Below are 19,230 nucleotides of genomic sequence, written 5' to 3' on the forward strand. Positions count from 1 at the left end.
AAAATATCCCCGCCGGAGGCATCGGCGGGCGCAAACCCGCGCAACGACCTGCCGATCGGCCTTGACCAAACGGTCACAAACCCAATCTAGAGTCGCCGCAGCCCCGCCCATGAGGGCTTTTCAAGGCTTCCCCTGCATGGTAGCAGGCGCGGCAGATATTTCGGACCGGATACCGGCCACGAACCACAAGGAAAGGGTCACACATGGCCATCGAACGCACGCTGAGCATCATCAAACCCGACGCGACCAAGCGCAACCTCACCGGCAAGATCAACGCCAAGTTCGAGGAAGCAGGTCTGCGCATCGTCGCGCAGAAGCGCATCCAGCTGACCATGGATCAGGCCGGCAAGTTCTACGAAGTCCACAAAGAGCGCCCCTTCTACGGCGAACTGTGCGAGTTCATGGCGTCCGAGCCGGTCGTCGTTCAGGTGCTCGAGGGTGAAGGCGCGATCGCCAAGAACCGCGAAGTGATGGGCGCGACCAACCCGGCGGAAGCCGACGAGGGCACCATCCGCAAGGAATACGCGCTCTCCGTGGGTGAGAACTCGGTGCACGGCTCCGACGCTCCGGAAACCGCTGCGGAAGAAATCTCGTTCTTCTTCTCGGGTCTCGAGATCGTCGGCTGATCTAGCGTTTCGCGATCAGACCAATTTCCGAGAGGGCCGCGTCCAGCCGGGCGCGGCCCTTCTCTTTTGCGGACTGGGTGGTGCTGTCGCGCGCCGCGATCCGCGCCTTAAGTGCATCGAATTTCTTGCGGAATTCGGCTTTCTCCGCGCCACGGCAGTCGTTCCACGGGCGCCCTTGCAGCGCCATGTGCAACGCGTAATAGCCGATGAAATGGGCGGGGTTGCCGACCGAGATCCACGCGGCATAGGCGGCGTCCGCGCCGATCTCGCGCAGCTCCTCGGCCGAGGTGATCCCGGCGCGGGTAAAGCCCTCGGCGGTGGCGGGGCCGATCCCTTTGATGGATGTGAGAGAGGTGCTCATCGTTCCGGACGTTCCTTCGGGGCGCGCGGTGTCAGTTTCGCGCGGGCTGGCGTCGGGACAGTTTGAGAGCGGACTTCGCGCCACGCAAGAGCAGCGCGAAGGAGAGGTCGAATGGCGGGCGGCGCGAAAACCGGCAGTGAATGAAGATGCCGGTTGCGGGGCCTGCCTGCGCCGCTATCATAGCGACGCGAGAAAGGGCGTCAGATGGACGCCCAGTCGTCGAATACGGTGCCGTTCTGTTGGGTCGTATTGCCCGTTTGGCCTTGTTGCTGGCCAGGACGGTTCGTGCCGCCTTGCTGTTGCTGGCCTGATTGAGTGCCCGATTGCTGTTGCATGACCTAAGCCTTGTGATGAGTCGCGTTTAGCGGGGTCTTCCCGTTGGTGCGACAAGTAGACACAGGCTCTCGCCGGGAAAAGGGGTGGTCAAGCGAAACTGAATTTTGATCTCTTTGCCGTGAGCGGGTGTCATGAAACTGTGACGTTGGCGCCACGAAAGCGCTGCTGCGCACGGCAATGCGTCAGAAATATGGACCTACCGGAGCGTCATGTCGCGGCGGTTATTCCGCGGCGCGTGCGGTTGCGCAGATCGACAGCGGCTGCAGGCCGGGCAGGCTGAGCATCGCCTCCAGCGCGGTGTTGTTGTCGACCAGATCGGCGAGCGTCTTGCGGTCCAGCGTCCCGTAGAAGGCCTCGAGCGCATCGGTCAGCGCATCGCGGAACAGACAGGCGTCGCGGAGCGGGCAGGTGTTGGTCTCGGTATCGAAACATTCGGCGAAGGGCAGGGCGGCCTCGAAGGCGCGCAGCACCTTGCCCACGCCGATCTCTTCGGGCGGGCGGGCAAGCTGCATCCCACCGGCGCGACCGCGCAGGGTGGTGATGAAATTCTCGCGCGCGAGCGTGTTGATGACCTGCGCGAGATGGTTCTCGGACGCGTTACAGGCCTCCGCGATCTCGTGTTTGCGCACGGTGCGATGCGGATTGACCGCGCAGAACATCAGCACGCGCATCGCGAGATTGGTTCGTGTGGTCAGACGCATCGCAACTCCTCCAGCTCACGAAGCGGTGATATAGGTAAGTTTACCTCGCAGGTTTGACCTATGTCACGTTCCTTGAAAATTTTCGTCACAGAGCGGGTCTGGCGCAAGCGGGGATCCGCCAGAGGCAATACGCGCGGGACGTAGACGCGCGCGGCACCCGGCGCGGCGAATGCGTCCATTTGCCAGACTCCTCACACACGGATGCGTGAGTAAATGAGAGGTGTGATCCCGCCGCGTGGGTTGGTCCGGCGCGGCGCGGGTGATCTGATCCGTCGCGTTGTGGGCCGTTCGGCCCCGCGCGGCGATGGCCACCGGGAGGGCAAGATGAGCATTCAAGCTGAGGCACCCGCCGCGCATAGCCGGCTCGAGCATTTTCCGATCACCTTCTATGCGACGACGATGGGGCTCGGGGGCTTCACGCTGGCGCTGCGTGCGGCGGCCAAGCCGCTCGGGCTCGGGCCGTTGCCCTATCAGGTGATGTTCGCGCTAACCGCGACCGTGTTCGTGCTGATCTCTGCCTTCTATCTCGCCAAGGCCGTGCGGCACCTGCAAGCTGTGAGCGCGGAATGGCATCACCCGATCCGGCTGGCCTTCTTCCCGACCGTCGCGATCTCGCTGTTGCTGCTGGCGACCGGGGCGCTGACGATCTCGACCTCGCTTGCGCTCCTGCTGTGGCTGGCGGGTACGACCCTGCAGGGGATCATGACGCTCGCGGTCGTGACCAACTGGATCGGGACGCGCAGTTTCAAGCACGGGCAGCTGAACCCGGCATGGTTCATCCCGGCGGTGGGCAATGTGATCGTGCCGGTTGCGGGGGCGCAGCTCGGTTTCATCGAGATCAGCTGGTTGTTCTTCTCGGCCGGGATGCTGTTTTGGCTCGTGCTGCTGACGCTGGTGTTCAACCGGCTGATCTTCCACGACCCCTTGCCGAGCAAGCTGCAGCCGACGCTGGTGATCCTGATCGCGCCGCCCGCGGTGGCCTTCATCGCGTGGCTGCGCCTGACCGGCGAGCAGATCGTGCCCGGGGCCGGGATCGGGCAGGGCGTCGATCCTTTCGCGCATATCCTTCTGTCGCTGGCCTACGTCTTCGCCGCGCTCGTCGCGGTGCAGCTGCCGCGCATTCTGCGGCTGCCCTTCGCGATGAGCTTCTGGGCGCTGAGCTTCCCCATTGCGGCGCTGACCATCGCGACGTTCCTGCATGCCGAATACGCCCATTCCGAGCCGCATCTGCGCATGGCGGTGGCCTTCCTCGCGATCCTTGCCGTGGTGATCGTGGGGCTCGTCTGGCGCACGGGGCTTGCGATCCTGCGCGGAGAGATTTGCCAGCCGAAGTGAGGGGGCCGGAGTTCACGCAGGCAGCGGCTCCTGTCGCGCTTGTCGCACGTAATGCGCGATGCGGTCGAAATGCTTGTCCCATGTCCCGCAGCAGCCGCCCCAGATGTCGATGTCGGGATAGCGCTTTGCCAGATCTCCCATCATCTGGCCCAATTCCTCGGGATCGCCTTCTTCGATATGGCCGAGCTTGCAGAGCGAGACCTTGTCCATTTTCGCCGCGTTTGGCCGCAACGAGCGCAACCTCCGCGCCCAATCTCCCGGTTCGAGCGCGGGTTCGAATTCCAGCGGATGCGAGCAATTGATTCCGTAGGAATCCGGGCGCGCAGGCCCGGCCTCAGTATCGGTCGCCTCAATCGCCTCTTTCAGGCTGGGGCCCGATTTCAGCTTGTGGGAACTGTCGAGCGTGAAAGACATGTTCACCGGCAGCCCGACGCGCGCCGCCGCGCGGCTGATCCCGACCGCCTCGGGAATGTTGTTGATCGTGGCAGCCCAGATCAGATCGACGCCGCAATCTCTCAACGTCTCGCACTGGGTGGCGTGGTAGTCTTCGGCTTCCTCGGCCGTGATGTCGCGGTTGAGCGAATAGGCATCGCCTTTCGGCCCGATACAGCCCGCGATCGCGATGCGCTCGATCTGGTCCTCGTATGCGCGCGAGACACCGCGCAGGAAGTCGATGCATTTGTGCTGCATCTCGCGTAGGCCTTCCGCCGAATAGCCGAGCTTGGCGCCCCAGTCCGGGCTCGCGCGGTAATCGAATCCCGACATCAACGCAGAGAACCCATATTGAGCTGCCTTGTCGAGATAGCGGCGATACATGTTTTCCATGTCACGCACCGCTTCGGGCTTGTTCATCAACTCGAACATCGCGAAGTCGCGCAGCTCGTGGCCGTGGCGATAGATCACCTCGGTCTCGGTGCCGCCTTCGGTGAGGTAGAGGATGCCGTCCTCTCGGGGAAACGTGGTGCTCTGCAACGTCATGACGCTCTCCTTGTGTGACGCGGTTCGGTTCGGAAAACTCTTTCAAAGCGCATGAGAGGCGGCGAAATCAGCACGCGGCGCAGGTCGTCGATCCGGTCGTGCCGGACTTTGTCTTGGTAGGGTGACGTTGGGTCACCTTATCACGCCGTCCATTGTGTGGCTACGTCGCCTCTTGTCGGCTCGGATTCGGTCGCGCGGTGACCTCTTGAACTGACGGATGAAACACGGGCTCCATCCCGAGCTCTGATGGGCGCGGTATGCTGCCGCCCATTTTCGACGGCGCTTGACCTCCCGCGAGGGCGAGCGCAGATTTCGCGGGCGAAAAGGAGGGGCGATCATGGCTCTGGAAGATGCGAAAACGCAAGTGGATCAGGCTTTTACGCGGGCAGAGGCGCGTGGCCTGAGCTTCGAGAACACCTTCGGCGGGGCCACCAGCTTTCTGCGGCGGCGCTATACGAAGGACCTCGCGGGTGCGCAGATCGCCGTGACCGGCATCCCCTTCGATCAGGCGGTGACGAACCGCCCCGGCACGCGCTTCGGGCCGCGTGCGATCCGTGAAGCCTCGACGCTGCAGGCGTTCGACGCGCCCTATGGCTGGGGCTATGACCCGTTCTCGGAACTCGCCATCGTCGATTACGGCGATATGCCCTTCGACTATGCCAATGTGCCGGAGGTCCCTGGCCGGATCGAGGCGCATCTGGGCGCGATCTTCGGGGCGGGCGTCGTGCCGATCACGCTGGGCGGCGATCACTTCATCACCCTGCCGATCCTGCGTGCGGCCGCTGCCGCCCATGGGGAGGTCGCGCTCATTCAGTTCGACGCCCATTCCGACACCTGGGCCGATGACGACATGGACCGGATCGACCACGGCACGTTCCTCTACAAGGCGATCAAGTCGGGCGTCGTGAGAGCCGAGAATACCGTCTCGGTCGGTATCCGGACCGACAATCCCGATACGCTGGGCGTGACGATCGTGGACGCGCCTTCGGTGCATCGCGAGGGCGTCGAGGCCACGCTGGAACGCATCCGCATAGTGGTGGGCGACAAGCCCTGCTACATCACCTTCGACATCGACGGGCTGGACCCGGCCTTTGCGCCGGGCACCGGCACGCCGGTCTGGGGCGGTCTGGCCAGCTGGCAGGCGGCAGAGCTGTTGCGCGGGCTGAAGGGCATCAACCTGATCGGCGGCGACGTGGTCGAGGTCTCTCCGCCCTACGATCCGACCGGCGTGACGGCCATCGCGGGCGCGCATGTCGCGACCGAACTGATCGCGCTGGCCGGTTGGGGGCTGCGGGAGGGCGCGGCATGAACCGGGCCGTGACGATCCTCGCTCTCGGACTGGCCGCGGTTGCCGTGGCCGATGGCTGGGTGCGCTTCGCCCCGATCGATCCTGCGCGCTACAAGGTCGAAGGCTTGGCGAAAGCGCCCGGCGATCATCCCGAGACGGGCGGGTTTCAGGCGGCCCGCGAGGTCTCCGACCCGCTGGTGCAGATGGCCGCGCTCGACAAGATCATCCGCGCCACCGCGCGCACGAAGCAGGTGGCCGGCAGCGTCGATGAGGGGCATGTGGCCTATGTCACCCGCTCCGCCTTCTTCGGCTTTCCAGACGTCACCACGCTTTGGGTCGAGGGCAACACGCTGCAAATCCGCGGCCATCTCGTCTACGGCAAATCCGATCTCGGCGTGAACAAAGCCCGGATCATGGGCTGGCTCGACGAGGCGGGGCTGTAGGGGGTCTGATACGAGGCGCGCCCGCCGGGTCACAGCGATCAACTCTGACGGCGCGCTCCCTTGCGAAGAGAAGGGGCGAAGCCTAAGTGAGGCTCCATGCAGCCGGAGCCAGCATGACCACCATGTACCGTTATTTCTCCTGGGCCATCGCCGTCACTATTGCGGGGCTGGTCGGGTCATTCGCGCTGGGTTTTGCCCAGACCGGCGGGCTGGGCGGCGCGGTCTCTTTCCTGATGATCACGGCGGTGCTCGCCGTGCTGGAAATCTCGCTGAGCTTCGACAACGCCATCGTTAACGCCAACAAACTGCACCAGATGACGCCGAAATGGCAGCGTCGTTTCCTGACCTGGGGTATTCTGATCGCGGTCTTCGGGATGCGTATCCTGTTCCCGCTGCTGATCGTCGTGATCGCCGCTGGGATCGGACCATGGGAGGCGGTGCAACTGGCCGCGAAACATCCGGCGGAATATGCCGAGATCATCGAGGACGCACATCTGTCGATCGCGGGCTTCGGCGGCGCTTTCCTGATGATGGTCGCGCTTACCTATTTCATCGACGAGGGCAAGGAAGTCGACTGGATCCGAGCGTTGGAGCGCCGGTTGCGCGCGCTCGCCTCGATCCGCGGGTTGGAGATCGGCCTCGTGCTGCTCGTCATTCTGGCCTTTACCTGGATCCTTCCCGAAGGGCGCGAGGACGAGTTTATGTTCGCCTCCATCTGCGGGCTTGCGACCTTCCTCGGGGTCGAAGTGCTCAGCCACGTGCTCGACCGGACGAATATCGCCGCCGAGACGGCCAAGGCTGGCCTCGGCGCGTTCCTCTATCTCGAAGTGCTCGACGCGTCCTTCAGCTTCGACGGGGTGATCGGGGCCTTCGCGCTGACCCAGAACCTGTTCCTGATCGCGATCGGTCTGGGGATCGGCGCGATGTATGTGCGGTCGATGACCCTGATGCTGGTGGAGCGCAACACGCTGAGCGAATTCCGCTATCTCGAGAACGGGGCCTTCTGGTCGATCCTGATCCTTTCGGTCGTCATGTTCGCGCAGACGCTGGTGGAAGTGCCCGAGGTGATTACCGGGCTGATCGGGGCGGGGCTGATCGGGCTGGCGCTGCTGTCCTCGATCCGTTTCAACAAGCGCAGCAGAGCCGCCGTCGAGAGTTGAAATTTTCTTGACAGACTGCGGCGCGCGCGGCACAGCAGGGGCACTTCGGTTCCGCCTTGGCGGATGAAAAGGGAACCCGGTGCGATGCGTGCATTCATTCCGGGGCTGCCCCCGCAACTGTGAGCGGCGAGTGACGGCTGACTGAGCCACTGGGGCGACCCGGGAAGGCCAGCCGAAACCAAGACCCGCGAGCCAGGAGACCTGCCGAGGCGCTCATCCTTTCTGCCTGTGCGGGGCGCGCAGCGGAGGCGGTCTTCCGTCAGTGGTGACATTCTCACCGTCGGCGGAAATTCCAAATTTCCAAAGACTTACGATACGAAGTTCACGCGACCACAGAGTCGCGATACGAGGGAATTGGATATGATCCGCACCCGTTTGACCGTGGGCCTGATGCTCACCACCGCGCTGGCAGCCCCCGCGCTTGCGCAAGACAGCCAACCTTACCAACTCGATGAGATCGTGATCTATCACGGTGCGCTCGAGCCGCAATCGTCGGACAAGACCGCGCAGGCGGTCACCGTGCTGTCGCGCAACGAGTTGGAGCGTTCGGGCCAGACCCGCCTTGCCAATCTGATCGCGCAATCGCCGGGCGTCGGCATCCTGTCGCGCGGGCCGATGGGCGCGCAGACCGGCTTCACCATCCGCGGCGTGTCGCAGAACTACGTGAAGGTTATGGTGGACGGGATCGACGTCTCCGATCCCTCCGCGCCGCAGGTGCTGCCCGATCTGGGCCGGTTCAACACGTTCAACTACGACCGGGTCGAGATCATGCGCGGCTCGCAATCGGCGGTCTATGGCGGGCAGGCGGTCGCCGGTGTCATCAACCTCGACACGCCGCGCCCGACCGAGGATGGCGTGACCCAGAGCGTAAAGCTCGAGCTCGGCTCCTACCACACCGCGAATGCGGCCTATAACTTCGGTTGGAAGAAGGGTGACGACGAGCTCGCGATCCAGCTGTCGAAAGTCTACACCGCAGGCTTCTCGGCCGCCGACAAGAAGAACGGCAATACCGAGAAAGACGGCTACCGCGCCGATCGCGTGAGCCTGCGCGCGCAGAAGCGCATCTCCGACAATCTGCTGATCGGCTTCAACGGCTTTGCGCAGAACGATCGGGGCGAGTTCGATAACGGCTTCAGCTCGCCGCCCACGGACAGCAACGAATACACCGTCCACAAGGAGCGGGGCGGGCGTCTCTTTGCGAAATTTGCGACCGGTCCGCTCGATCACGAGCTCGGTCTGACCTATTACACCACCTCGCGCTGGTATCCGGTCTATGACTATGGCTACGAGGGCAAACGCCGCAAACTCGACTGGAAAGCCTCGACCGATCTCGGGCCGGGGCGGCTGACCTTCGGCGCGGATCGCACGCTGGAAACCTATACCGGTACCTATGTCACGGGCGATGTCCTGACCGCGGATACGGGCGTCTTCGGCGAATATGCCTTCTCGCCGATGGACGGCGTGAACGTGACCGCCTCGGCGCGCCATGACGATCACTCGGATTTCGGCGGCAACACCACGGGCCGTCTGGGCGTCACCTGGCAGGCCGATGCCGCGACCCTCTTGCGTGCCTCGGTGGGCAACGGGTTCCGCGCGCCGTCGGGCTACGAGCTTTATGACGGCTATGCGGGCAATCCCGATCTCAAGCCGGAGAAATCGCTGAGCTACGACCTTGGGGTCGAGCGTGATTTCGGTGCGCATAAGCTGACCGCGACGCTGTTCCATATCGAGGTGGACGATCTGATCGACTACAGCAACACGACCTACAGCTATTACCAGACCTCGGGCACCGCCAAGCGGCAGGGTCTGGAACTGGGTCTGAAAGGGCCGATCTCCAACAACGTCAACTATAGCCTCGGCTATACCTATCTGGACTCGAAGAACCCCGATGGGCTGTCCGCAGGCTCGACGTGGAATTCGGCCTTCGGGCGCCACACGCTGACCGTCGGGATCGACGCGCAGGTGACTGACAAGCTCACGCTCGCCGCCGATATGCGCGTGGTCACCGATCGTCAGAGCCAGCCCGATTACGGCCTGCTGAACGCGCAGATGACCTACGATCTGGGCAATGACAAAGAGGCCTATCTGCGTATCGAGAACCTGACCGACACCGATTACCAGCTCTGGCCAGGGTACGGCACCTCGGGTCGCGCCGCCTATGTGGGGCTGCGTGCGCGGTTCTGATCTGAAAGGGGCGGTTTGCGCCGCCCTTTTCGCCGCCTTGGCGGCGACCTCCTCTGCGTGGGCGGAGGAACCTGCGCGCGATTTGCCTGCACGGGTCGTGTCCATGAACCTCTGCACGGATCAGTTGGCGCTGGCGCTGGCCGATCCGTCGCAGATCGTCTCGGTCAGCCATTTCGCGACCGATCCGTCGATGTCTGTGCATTGGAAGAAAGCTGAAGATCTTCCCGTAAACTACGGGCGTGCCGAGGAAATATCTATTCTCCATCCCGATCTCGTTCTGGCCGATACATGGTCGAACCCCGACACGATCCGCATGTTGCGCACGCTCGGAATCCGGGTCGAACAACTGCCGCCCGGCACCTCGCTGCCTGAGATCCGCGGCCGGATCGAGACGATGGGCAAGCTGCTCGGTCACCCGGATCGCGCGGCGAAGATGCTGGCGGATTTCGATGCGCGGCTTGCGGCGATCAAAACGCCTGCGCCGGGGCTGAAAGCTGCGATCATCGGGCCCTCGGGCTATGGCTACGGGCCGCGGACCCTTGAAGGGCAATTCCTTGAAATGGCAGGGTTTCAGAATGTCGTCAGCGGGCCGGGGCTCGACTGGGGCGGGCGGTTGCCGTTGGAAGATCTGGTGATGGATCGCCCCGATCTGGTGGTCGTCGGCGGCTCGCAAGGCGGCACCGGCACGAGCCGCGCGCAGGAGGTGCTGGCGCATCCGGTGCTGCGCGATCTGCCGGTCGTGCGGGGGCTGCGCGATGCAAGCTGGACCTGTGGCGCGCCCGCGATGCTGAATGCGGTGGAGACGCTGGCAAAGCTCGGGCGTGAAATCGAGAAAGAGAAGTTGACGCAATGAGTTATCGCACGATCCTCATCCTTCTCTCCGCCCTCTGTGCGGTGCTGTTCGCAGCCTCGCTGTTGATCGGGCCGTCGGGGATTTCGCCTATCGACGGCGTCTCCGCGCTGTTCTCTGGCGATGGCGCGGCGGGCCTTGTGATGCGCGAGCTGCGCCTGCCGCGCGCGATCCTCGGGATCGGCGTCGGCGCCGCGCTGGGGCTGTCGGGCGCCGCGATGCAGGGCTTCCTGCGCAATCCGCTGGCCGAGCCGGGGCTGATCGGCACCTCTGCAGGGGCGGCGCTTGGCGCGGTCATCGCGATCCAGACCGGGCTCTACGCGCTCTTCGCACTGGCACTGCCGCTGGCCGCATTGGCGGGCGCGGGCGTGGCCGTCGCACTGATCCTGATCCTTGCGGGGCGCGAGGGTCGGGCGCTGGTGCTGATCCTTGCAGGCATCGCCGTCTCGGCGCTGGCGGCGGCGGCGACCGCGCTGGTGCTGAACCTCGCGCCGTCGCCCTATGCCGCGGCCGAGATCGTGTTCTGGATGATGGGCTCGCTCGCCGATCGCTCGATGACACATGTGGCGCTGGCGCTGCCGTTCCTGATCGTCGGCGCGCTGATCCTGCTGCGCGCGGGCGCGGGGCTCGATGCGCTGAGCCTTGGGGAAGATGCTGCAGCTTCGATGGGTATCTCTTTGAAAAAGCTCAGGCTTCAGATTGTCTTCGGCACGGCGCTGATGGTCGGTGCGGCCACGGCTGTCGCGGGCGCGATTGGCTTCGTCGGCCTCGTCGTGCCGCATCTGTTGCGCAAATCCGTGGGCGCGCGGCCCTCGCGGCTGCTTCCGGCTTCGGCGCTTGGCGGGGCGGCGATGCTGACGCTGGCCGATATTGCGACGCGGGTGATCGCGCCCGAGCGTGACCTGAAGTTGGGCGTGCTGACCGCGCTGGTCGGCGCGCCGTTCTTCCTGTCGATGATCCGCAAAATGGGGCGCGAGGGCTGATGCTGGAGCTGGAAAATCTCACCGTTCTACGCGGAGAATGTCCGGTGGTCGATCGCGTCTCGGCGCAGGTCGGGCCGGGCGAGGTGATCGGGCTGATCGGGCCCAATGGCGCGGGCAAGACCTCGCTGTTGCGGGGCGCGATGGGGCTTTTGTCGCATCGCGGGGACAGTTCGCTTTCGGCGCTCGACCCGATGGCGCGGGCGCGGGCGGCGGCGTGGCTGCCGCAGGCGCGCGAGATTGCCTGGGGGCTGTCGGTCGCCGACTTGGTGGCGCTGGGGCGGCTGCCGCATGGGCGCGATCAGGCGACGCGCGGGGCGGCTGCAGTGGAGGAGGCGCTGCGCCGGATGGGGCTCGACAACTACCGCGACCGTGCCGCCACGCAGCTCTCGGGCGGCGAGCAGGCGCGGGTGCTGATCGCGCGGGCGCTCGCGCAGGAAAGCCCGCTGATCCTCGCCGACGAGCCGATCGCCGGGCTCGATCCGGCGGCGCAGATCGCGACGATGCAGGTTTTCACAGCCCATGCGCAGGCGGGCGGCGCGGTGGTCACTTCGCTGCATGATCTCGGGCTGGCGGCGCGCCATTGCACCCGGCTCTGGGTGATGGATCGCGGGCGGCTGGTCGCGGACGGTGCACCCGGAGAGGTTCTGACCGAGACGCTTCTGGCCGAGGTCTTCCACATCCGCGCGCACTTCAAGATCACGCCGGAAGGCCCCGTTTTTCAACCGCTTTCCACCTTGGGGGTCTGATGGCATTTCCGGCCGAGCGCATCGTCTGCCTGACCGAGGAGACGGTCGAGACGCTCTATCTTCTGGGTGAGGACGCACGCATTGTCGGCGTTTCGGGCTATGCGGTGCGGCCAAAACGGGTGCGTCAGGAAAAGCCGCGCGTCTCGGCCTTCATCTCCGCCGATCTGCCGAAAATCCTCGCGCTGGAGCCGGATCTCGTTCTGACCTTCTCCGACCTTCAGGCCGATATCGTCGCGGGGCTGGTGCGCGAGGGCGTCGCCGTTCACGCGTTCAACCAGCGCTCGGTCGCGGGCATCCTCGACATGATCTGCACGGTGGGCGCGCTGGTGGGCTGCACCGAGCGGGCAGAACTGCTCGCTGCGGGTTACGAGACGCGTCTGGCGGAGATCGCCGCCAAGCCGCGCCCCAACCGTCCGCGCGTCTGGTTCGAGGAATGGGACGAGCCACTGATCTCTGCCGTGGGCTGGGTGTCGGAGCTGATCGAGATCGCGGGCGGACGTGATATCTTCGCCGATCTGGCGAAAGAGGGCAAAGCCAAGGACCGCATCGTCACTCCCGAACAAGTGATCGACGCCGCGCCCGAGGTCATCGTGGGGTCGTGGTGCGGCAAGAAGTTCCGGCCCGAGAAAGTTTCCGCAAGGCCAGGCTGGGAGGACGTTCCGGCTGTTGCGCGAAACCGGCTGCACGAGGTCAAATCCACCCTGATCCTGCAGCCCGGGCCTGCAGCGCTGACCGACGGGCTCGACGCGCTGGAGGCCGCGATCTGGTCCGATCCGGGGTTGCGGGCGTAATAGTTCTTAGACATAGAGCCCTCGCGCGCTAGAGTGTCCGCGCAGGAACAGAGGCTACTTACCCCGCGGGAGGGGGCATGTTCACGCGTTTTATACGGTTTTCACCACTCGTCTTGTCAGCTCTGCTGACGCTCGCCGCAGTTTCCGGTTTGATCCTTACCGATTGGTTTCTGGTCGTCGCGATCCTTTTCGGTTTCCTGACGCTTGTCGGGATCCACGATCTGATCCAGACCAAGCACGCGATCACCCGGAACTATCCGATCCTCGGCCATCTGCGGTTCTTCTTCGAGGAAATCCGCCCCGAGATCCGCCAATACCTGATCGAGGGGGACGACGAAGACATTCCGTTTTCCCGCGCGACGCGCACGATCGTCTATCAGCGCGCCAAGGATATCGAGGACGCCAAACCCTTCGGCACCCGTATCCGTGTCTCGGAATCCGGCTATCAGTGGATCACCCATTCGGTGAAGCCGCGCCATATCGAGGATAGCGATTTCCGCGTCGAGATCGGCGGCGAGGCGTGCAAGCAGCCCTACAAGGCGTCGATCTACAATATCTCGGCCATGTCCTTCGGGGCGCTGTCGGCCAATGCGATCATGGCGCTCAACAAGGGCGCGAAGATGGGCGGGTTCGCGCATGACACGGGCGAGGGCGGGATCTCGCGCTATCACCGTGAGGGCGGCGATCTGATCTACGAGGTCGGCTCGGGTTATTTCGGCTGTCGCAACCATGATGGCAGCTTCAACCCCGAGAAATTCGCCAAACGCGCGCAGGACCCTCAGGTCAAGATGATCGAGCTGAAGCTGAGCCAGGGCGCGAAACCGGGCCATGGCGGCATGTTGCCCGCGGCTAAGATCACCCCCGAGATCGCCGAGGCGCGCGACATCCCGATGGATCGCGACTGCATCTCGCCCGCCTCGCATTCGGCTTTCTCGACCCCGCTGGAGATGATGGAATTCATCGGCCAGCTGCGCGAGCTGTCGGGCGGCAAGCCGGTGGGCTTCAAGCTCTGTGTCGGTCACCGCCGCGAATTCATGTGCATCGTCAAGGCGATGCTGGAAACCGGCATCACCCCCGATTTCATCGTGGTCGATGGCAAGGAGGGCGGCACCGGGGCCGCGCCTCTGGAATTCGCCAATCACATGGGCTTCCCGCTCGTGGAAGGTTTGAGCTTCGTGCACAACACGCTGCGCGGGGCGGGGCTGCGCGATCAGGTGAAAATCGGCGCCTCGGGCAAGGTCGTCACCGCCTTCCATATCGCCAAGGTTCTGGCGATCGGGGCGGATTGGGCGAACTCGGCGCGCGGCTTCATGTTCTCGATCGGCTGCATTCAGGCGCAGTCGTGCCACACGAATAAATGCCCGACCGGGGTGACGACGCAGGACCCGATCCGTCAGCGCGCGCTGGTGGTGCCTGAGAAGTCGCAGCGCGTGGCGAATTTCCACCGCAACACCATGAAGGCGCTGGCCGAGATGACGGGGGCCGCGGGTCTCACCCATCCGGGGCAGTTCCTGCCGCATCACCTGCTGGTGCGCGACCGCGAGCGCGATTTCAAAGTGGGCGACGAGATCTACCACTACATGCCCGAAGGGTTCCTCCTGCGCGAGGATGACGACCGCTTCGGCTATCTCAAGCGCTGGAAGCGTGCCCGCGCCGAGGCGTTCGAGCCCTTCGACAGCGGCGTGTAAGATCGGATTTCACGGTATCTTGGGAGAGGCGGCGACGGAGGTTGCCGCCTCTTCTTTTTGCCGACGTCTCTTGTTTGCGATGAGGGGAGCGCCCGAGGCGTCAGAACGCGCCTGAAACCGTGCCTTTGCCCGGGCGACCAGCCCGGGCCGCGCCCGACCCTCCCCCCGGGAGGGCGCATCTGCACCGGTGCCGCGCGAACGCAGGTTGGGGAGAGGTGGATCGATAAACGGAAATCCACCTAGGGAGCGCATGCGCCCACCCAGCGTCGGGCGCAGCCCTCACCGCCCCGCCACGAGCTTGGCCACGGTGTGTTCGGCTGGCCCTTCGAAGGGGCCATGCGTGAATGCGGTGGCGGTACGGCCTGTCTCGGGGCAGTGATAGACGGCGTTGGAGCTGAACGGCCCCGCGCCGGAATGGCCGAAGACGCGGGTGTCGCCCGAGTCGCCGCACATCAGCCCCAGCCCGTACCCATGCCGCGTCCAAGGGCGGTCGGGCAACGCGCCTCCCAACTCGCGACAGGCGGTCATGCGGGCGAATGCGCGTGGCGCGAGCAGCCCGCCCAGCCCGTGCAACAGCCGCGCGGCATCGCCCGCCGTGCCGATCAGCGTGCGGTGATAGACCCAGCCGGGGTGATAATCACGCGCCTCGGGCCAGTGAAGCCGGGTGAAATCGGCGGGCGTTTGGGCGAGCCGGACACTCTCCAGCCCCAGCGGCTCTGTGATCCGCTCCTGCACCAGTTCCGCGAGGCCCATCGCCGCCGCGCCTTCGATCACCTCGCGGGCGAGCATGTAGCCGAGGTTGGAATAGCGCCACCCTTCGCCGGGCGGAAATTGCGCGGGCTGCGCGAGCGTCCGGGCCACGAGCAGATCGCGTGGCCACGGCGTGCGCCCCGCTGCGACATCCGCGTGATAGGCGGGCAGGGTGCCGTAATCGGGCAGACCCGCGCTGTGATCGAGCAGATGGGCGAGCGTGCAGCCTTCGGGCAGCTCTGGCAGATCGAGCGGCGCGTCCAGATCGAGCCGCTTCTCAGACTCGAGCATCAGCGCCAGCGCCGCGATCACGGGCTTGGTGAAGCTCCAATAGGGAAAGAGCCGCGCCCCTGACTGGGCCGCTTGGCAGCGTTCGTCGCGGTCAATCGTCGCGGTGAAGGCGGCGGGGGATTGGGTCAAAGCTTTGTCTTTATATGATTTTTCAGATGGATCGGGCAGGGCGCTTTCCAATGATATGTCATTTGCCGCATCGCGGCGCTGAAAAAAGTTGAAACGGCTTTGGCTATTTGTATCATCACCTATGAATATGATCATGGGAGGAAGGGAGGCTTTCATGAGAGACGCACCCAAAGCATTTTGGTCACCGCTCGCCGCCGGCACCGCGCTCGGCCTGGCGTTGCTGTTGACCTTCGTCGTGACCGGGCATGGGCTCGGCGCATCCGGCTTCGTGACCCGCTTCGCGGCACAGGCCAATGACTGGGTCGCCCCGCAGGCGACCGCTGACAATTCCTATTTCGGGCCTTTCATGGCGGCAGGTAGCCCGCTTCTGAGCTGGATCACCTGGGAAGTGGTCGGCGTCCTGATCGGTGCGTGGCTCGGCGCGAAAGGCGCGGGCCGAATCTCGGTCAAGGTGGAGCGCGGCCCGCGCACCACGAGCGGCAATCGCCTCGTCTACGCGCTGCTTGGCGGCGCGCTCGTGGGCTTCGGCGCGCGTCTGGCGCGCGGCTGCACCTCGGGTCTGGGCCTGTCGGGTAGTGCTACGCTCGCCGTGGCGGGCTTCGTCTTCCTGATCGGCTTCTTCGCGGCGGGCTTCGCCGTCTCCATGATGATGCGGAGGATCTGGCAATGAGCATCCCTCTTTACGATAGCGGCATAGCCTCGGGCCTCCTGTCGGGCATTCTGTTCGGCTACGCGCTGGAGGCGGCGGGCTTCGGCTCTCCGCGCAAGCTGACGGGACAGTTCACCCTGCGCGACTTCTCGGTCTTCAAGGTGATGTTCACCGCCGTGATCGTCTGCGCCGTGGGGCTTTACGTGCTGCGGACGATGGGCTGGATGGGCCCGGCTGCGGTCTTCATTCCGACGCTCTTCTTCTGGGCGATCCTGCTGGGCGGCGTCTTCATCGGCGCTGGCTTTGCGGTGGGCGGCTATTGCCCGGGCACCTCCGTGGTCGGCGTGGCCTCGGGCCGGATCGACGCGGTGGTCTTCGCGATCGGCATGGTGCTCGGCACCTCGGTCTTCGCCTGGGTCTTCGACCCGATCAAGGATTTCTACCTCGCAGGTCAGGGGCCGACGGCACAGACCCTGCCGCAGCTCTTCGGGCTGCCGGAATGGGTGATCCTGCTGGCGCTGATCATCATCGCCGCCGTGGGCTTCCGCCTCGGCACGATCCTCGAGCGGTCGCGCGGTGGTCCGTTCACCGCCGAAGAGGTCTGCGCCCCGGATGACGAGGCCGACGAGTTCGCCCTGACGTCCGCATCGGCAGATGCGCGCGGGTAACGGTTTGTAATACGGACGAAATTCTAGGGAGGAAAAAGTCCATGAAACTGCATAAGAAACGCAAGAGCCTGCTGCGCGCCGCGATGGTGCCGGTGACTGCGGTCGCGATGAGCGCCGCCGTTCCCGCCACCTCCAGCGCGCAGGCGACCAACCCCTGCGCTCCGGCTGTGACGAACCCCTGTGCGCCGGCCAACCCCTGCGCCCCGGCGGCCGCCAACCCTTGCGCACCGGCTGCGGCAAACCCCTGTGCGCCCTCGGCGGCGAAGGCCGCGGATGCGGGCAGCGACGCGGCACCGATGGCCAGCGGGCCCTATGACACCACCGTCAAGGCAACCCAGGCGCCCTATGGCGACAAGATGCCCCCGATCGTCGACAACTATCTGCGCGCGACGCCCTATGTCGGCACCGGTGGCTTCATCGATCCGACGGGCATTCCGATGCTCAAGATGCTCGGCTTCAAGACCGTCGTGAGCTTGCTCAAGCCCGACGAAGGCGCGCCGAACGAGGGCGATCTCGTGCAGAAGGCCGGGATGAACTACATCCAGATCTCCGTGCCGACCAAGGCGCCGACCGAGGAACAGGTGGCCGAATTCGCGAAGATCGTGGAAGATCCGGCGAACTACCCGATCCTGCTGCATTGCGAGAGCTCGAACCGGGTGGGCGCGATGTGGGCGCTCTACCGTGCGTCGAAAGGCGTGCCGAACGAGATCGCCATCGAGGAAGGCCGTCAGGTCGGTCTGAAAACCTCGCGCGAACCGGCTGTGCGTGAAATGCTCGGCATGGAGCCGCTCTGAGCGCAGATGCCGCGATGACAAGGACGGGGTCAGCGCCTAGGCTGGCCCCGTTCGCATGAGGAGAGACCGATGACCCGACCCGAAACGCCCTCCGAGATGTCACCCGACAGCGCCAACCCGGCGACGCCCGCGCCCACGCTGCGCATCGCCAATCCCGGGATCGAGGGGCTGCCGCGTGCGCGCCTCGAAGAGATGCATGACGCGGCCGAGACTGTGCTCGAATGCGAGACGGTGCTGGCGAAGTCGGGGATGAGCGTCGTCTCGGAAGTGCTGCGCGGGCAGGGGGATTTCCTCGTCTGGTCGCGCTATCCGCAGGGCGACGTCTTCGATACCGAGACGCATTGCCATTATTTCTACCACGCCCACGATGCGCGCGAGATGGCCGAGGGCGAGAACGGGCATTTCCACCTGTTCATGCGCCCCGAAGGGATCATTCCGGGGCTGGAGCCGTGGGACCTGCCGGGTGCGAAGATCCCCGAGGACCGTGCGGCGCGCTTCGTCCATATCGGCGCGATCAGCGTGGATGCGAAGGGCCGGGCGATCCGCATTTTCACCACCAATCGCTGGGTCACGGATGAATGCCTCTACCGCGCCGAGGACATGATCCGGCTGCTCGATCATTTCGCGATCGAACTGGCGCATCCGAACTGGGCGGTGAACCTGTGGCTGAGCGGAATGGTCACGCTCTACCGTCCGCAATTCGCGGCGCTCCTGCGCGCGCGGGATGCGCAGATCGAGGCATGGCTTGCGGATCATCCGGGCAGCGAGGTGCTGGAGGATCGCGGCTTGCAGAATATCAGTCAGTGGCCCGTCGATCCGGTCGCCCAGATCGGCGCGATCGAGGACAAGCTCGACCTCTGAGCTGCGGGGTCACACCGGCACGCTCGAGGGCGCGCAGTCATTGACCGAGAGGATCTCTGGCGCGCGGGTCTTCGCGTTCCACTCCACCTCCCAGGCGCGGCAGGGGCCGGATTTGTTCTTCAGCTGCCGCCAGCGCAGCCGGGGCGAGTCCACCCCCTCGCGCAGCAGCTTGTCGTAGACGGGCATCGCGTGCCAGCGCGTCTCCGCCGCGTTCGAGCCGCCATCGGGCAGGATCAGGCACAGCCCCGTGGCGCGGCCCTCCTTGGCGGCCAGTTGCAGCCGTCGCCCCGCCGTCAGCCCGATCTCGCGGGGCAATTCCCCGATCACCAGCGGGACCGAGCCGTCGCGCAGCGCCTCTTCCATCACGGCGAGCGTGTCGGTCTGGTCCTTGCCGCGCGCCAGCAGAAGCCGCGCCGGATCGAAGAAGCTCAGCAGCCCGCGCGGATTGAGCCCTTCGCGGCGGTGGCGTTCGTTCACCCAGATGATCGGCCCCGTGGTGCTGGCGCAGACCGCGCAGGCAAAGCTCGTGGTGCCGATGCCGCAAACCTCATGGGTGCGGCCTTCGCGCAGGGGGAACGGGTGGGGCGTGGTCATCGGAGCGGCAGGTGGTCAGGGTGA

20 protein-coding genes and 1 riboswitch are annotated in these 19,230 nt (G+C 65.1%); of the genes, 15 read left to right on the forward strand and 5 right to left on the reverse strand.

Translation table 11 applies throughout. From position 1 onward, the window contains the following. Positions 1-203 precede the first annotated feature (203 nt). Entirely contained in the window at positions 204-626 is a 423-nt protein-coding gene (gene ndk, locus BMI89_RS10540; protein ID WP_078520946.1) for a nucleoside-diphosphate kinase, read from the forward strand. 1 nt (position 627) lies between these two features. Here the strand turns inward: ndk and BMI89_RS10545 are convergent, their stop codons facing one another. Then, positions 628-987, reverse strand: coding sequence for a TfoX/Sxy family DNA transformation protein (locus tag BMI89_RS10545; protein WP_078570895.1), 360 nt, complete (start codon positions 985-987; stop codon positions 628-630). A gap of 557 nt (positions 988-1,544) precedes the next feature. Continuing rightward, entirely contained in the window at positions 1,545-2,024 is a 480-nt protein-coding gene (locus tag BMI89_RS10550; protein ID WP_078520944.1) for an Rrf2 family transcriptional regulator, read from the reverse strand. 324 nt (positions 2,025-2,348) lie between these two features. Here BMI89_RS10550 and BMI89_RS10555 point away from each other — a divergent pair, with 324 nt between their 5' ends. Next, positions 2,349-3,359 (forward strand): SLAC1 anion channel family protein, encoded by a 1,011-nt coding sequence (locus BMI89_RS10555; protein WP_078571080.1) that lies wholly within the window; start codon positions 2,349-2,351, stop codon positions 3,357-3,359. Between the two features lie 12 nt (positions 3,360-3,371). Here BMI89_RS10555 and BMI89_RS10560 read toward each other — a convergent pair whose 3' ends face one another. Continuing rightward, a complete protein-coding gene (locus tag BMI89_RS10560) occupies positions 3,372-4,337 on the reverse strand; it encodes a homocysteine S-methyltransferase family protein (protein ID WP_078570896.1) in 966 nt (321 codons plus the stop codon). A gap of 337 nt (positions 4,338-4,674) precedes the next feature. Here BMI89_RS10560 and speB point away from each other — a divergent pair, with 337 nt between their 5' ends. From speB to BMI89_RS10605, 9 genes are all read left to right on the forward strand, one after another. Further along, the gene (gene speB, locus BMI89_RS10565; protein ID WP_078570897.1) at positions 4,675-5,646 is read left to right on the forward strand and encodes an agmatinase; all 972 of its coding nucleotides are present in this window, start codon (positions 4,675-4,677) and stop codon (positions 5,644-5,646) included. Next, on the forward strand, positions 5,643-6,068 hold the full coding sequence (locus tag BMI89_RS10570; protein WP_078520942.1) for a DUF1499 domain-containing protein: 426 nt from the start codon (positions 5,643-5,645) through the stop codon (positions 6,066-6,068). Before speB ends, BMI89_RS10570 begins: the two co-directional genes overlap by 4 nt. A gap of 113 nt (positions 6,069-6,181) precedes the next feature. Next, positions 6,182-7,228 carry a DUF475 domain-containing protein gene (locus tag BMI89_RS10575; protein WP_078520941.1) on the forward strand — a complete coding sequence of 349 codons (1,047 nt, stop codon included), beginning with the start codon at positions 6,182-6,184 and terminating at the stop codon, positions 7,226-7,228. Between the two features lie 29 nt (positions 7,229-7,257). Further along, a riboswitch (cobalamin riboswitch) is annotated at positions 7,258-7,452 on the forward strand. A 136-nt stretch (positions 7,453-7,588) separates the two neighbouring features. Then, entirely contained in the window at positions 7,589-9,412 is a 1,824-nt protein-coding gene (locus BMI89_RS10580; RefSeq protein WP_078570898.1) for a TonB-dependent receptor, read from the forward strand. Between the two features lie 103 nt (positions 9,413-9,515). Beyond that, positions 9,516-10,265, forward strand: coding sequence for an ABC transporter substrate-binding protein (locus BMI89_RS10585; protein ID WP_168176794.1), 750 nt, complete (start codon positions 9,516-9,518; stop codon positions 10,263-10,265). Next, positions 10,262-11,245: an iron ABC transporter permease gene (locus BMI89_RS10590; protein ID WP_078570899.1), complete on the forward strand. Its 984-nt coding sequence runs from the start codon at positions 10,262-10,264 to the stop codon at positions 11,243-11,245. The genes BMI89_RS10585 and BMI89_RS10590 overlap by 4 nt, the downstream gene beginning before the upstream one ends. Further along, positions 11,245-11,991, forward strand: a complete 747-nt coding sequence (locus BMI89_RS10595) for an ABC transporter ATP-binding protein (protein ID WP_078570900.1) — start codon at positions 11,245-11,247, stop codon at positions 11,989-11,991. Before BMI89_RS10590 ends, BMI89_RS10595 begins: the two co-directional genes overlap by 1 nt. Then, a complete protein-coding gene (locus BMI89_RS10600; RefSeq protein ID WP_078570901.1) occupies positions 11,991-12,782 on the forward strand; it encodes a cobalamin-binding protein in 792 nt (263 codons plus the stop codon). The genes BMI89_RS10595 and BMI89_RS10600 overlap by 1 nt, the downstream gene beginning before the upstream one ends. A gap of 77 nt (positions 12,783-12,859) precedes the next feature. Continuing rightward, a complete protein-coding gene (locus BMI89_RS10605) occupies positions 12,860-14,470 on the forward strand; it encodes an FMN-binding glutamate synthase family protein (RefSeq protein ID WP_078570902.1) in 1,611 nt (536 codons plus the stop codon). Positions 14,471-14,749: 279 nt separating this feature from the next. Here the strand turns inward: BMI89_RS10605 and BMI89_RS10610 are convergent, their stop codons facing one another. Further along, positions 14,750-15,640 carry a serine hydrolase domain-containing protein gene (locus BMI89_RS10610; RefSeq protein WP_246832013.1) on the reverse strand — a complete coding sequence of 297 codons (891 nt, stop codon included), beginning with the start codon at positions 15,638-15,640 and terminating at the stop codon, positions 14,750-14,752. A 154-nt stretch (positions 15,641-15,794) separates the two neighbouring features. Here BMI89_RS10610 and BMI89_RS10615 point away from each other — a divergent pair, with 154 nt between their 5' ends. The 4 genes from BMI89_RS10615 to BMI89_RS10630 all read left to right on the forward strand — a co-directional run bounded on the left by BMI89_RS10615 (position 15,795) and on the right by BMI89_RS10630 (position 18,612). Further along, complete coding sequence (locus BMI89_RS10615) at positions 15,795-16,310, forward strand: YeeE/YedE thiosulfate transporter family protein (protein ID WP_078540566.1); 516 nt, start codon at positions 15,795-15,797, stop codon at positions 16,308-16,310. Further along, the gene (locus tag BMI89_RS10620) at positions 16,307-16,957 is read left to right on the forward strand and encodes a DUF6691 family protein (protein ID WP_078540567.1); all 651 of its coding nucleotides are present in this window, start codon (positions 16,307-16,309) and stop codon (positions 16,955-16,957) included. The genes BMI89_RS10615 and BMI89_RS10620 overlap by 4 nt, the downstream gene beginning before the upstream one ends. 41 nt (positions 16,958-16,998) lie before the next feature. Continuing rightward, positions 16,999-17,751, forward strand: coding sequence for a protein tyrosine phosphatase family protein (locus BMI89_RS10625; RefSeq protein ID WP_078520931.1), 753 nt, complete (start codon positions 16,999-17,001; stop codon positions 17,749-17,751). Positions 17,752-17,820: 69 nt separating this feature from the next. After that, a complete protein-coding gene (locus BMI89_RS10630) occupies positions 17,821-18,612 on the forward strand; it encodes a hypothetical protein (RefSeq protein ID WP_078570904.1) in 792 nt (263 codons plus the stop codon). A 9-nt stretch (positions 18,613-18,621) separates the two neighbouring features. Here BMI89_RS10630 and BMI89_RS10635 read toward each other — a convergent pair whose 3' ends face one another. Then, positions 18,622-19,206, reverse strand: a complete 585-nt coding sequence (locus BMI89_RS10635; RefSeq protein WP_078570905.1) for a hypothetical protein — start codon at positions 19,204-19,206, stop codon at positions 18,622-18,624. Between the last annotated feature and the right edge of the window lie 24 nt (positions 19,207-19,230).

Source organism: Thioclava sp. F36-7 (assembly GCF_002020075.1).
Lineage (GTDB): Bacteria > Pseudomonadota > Alphaproteobacteria > Rhodobacterales > Rhodobacteraceae > Thioclava > Thioclava sediminum.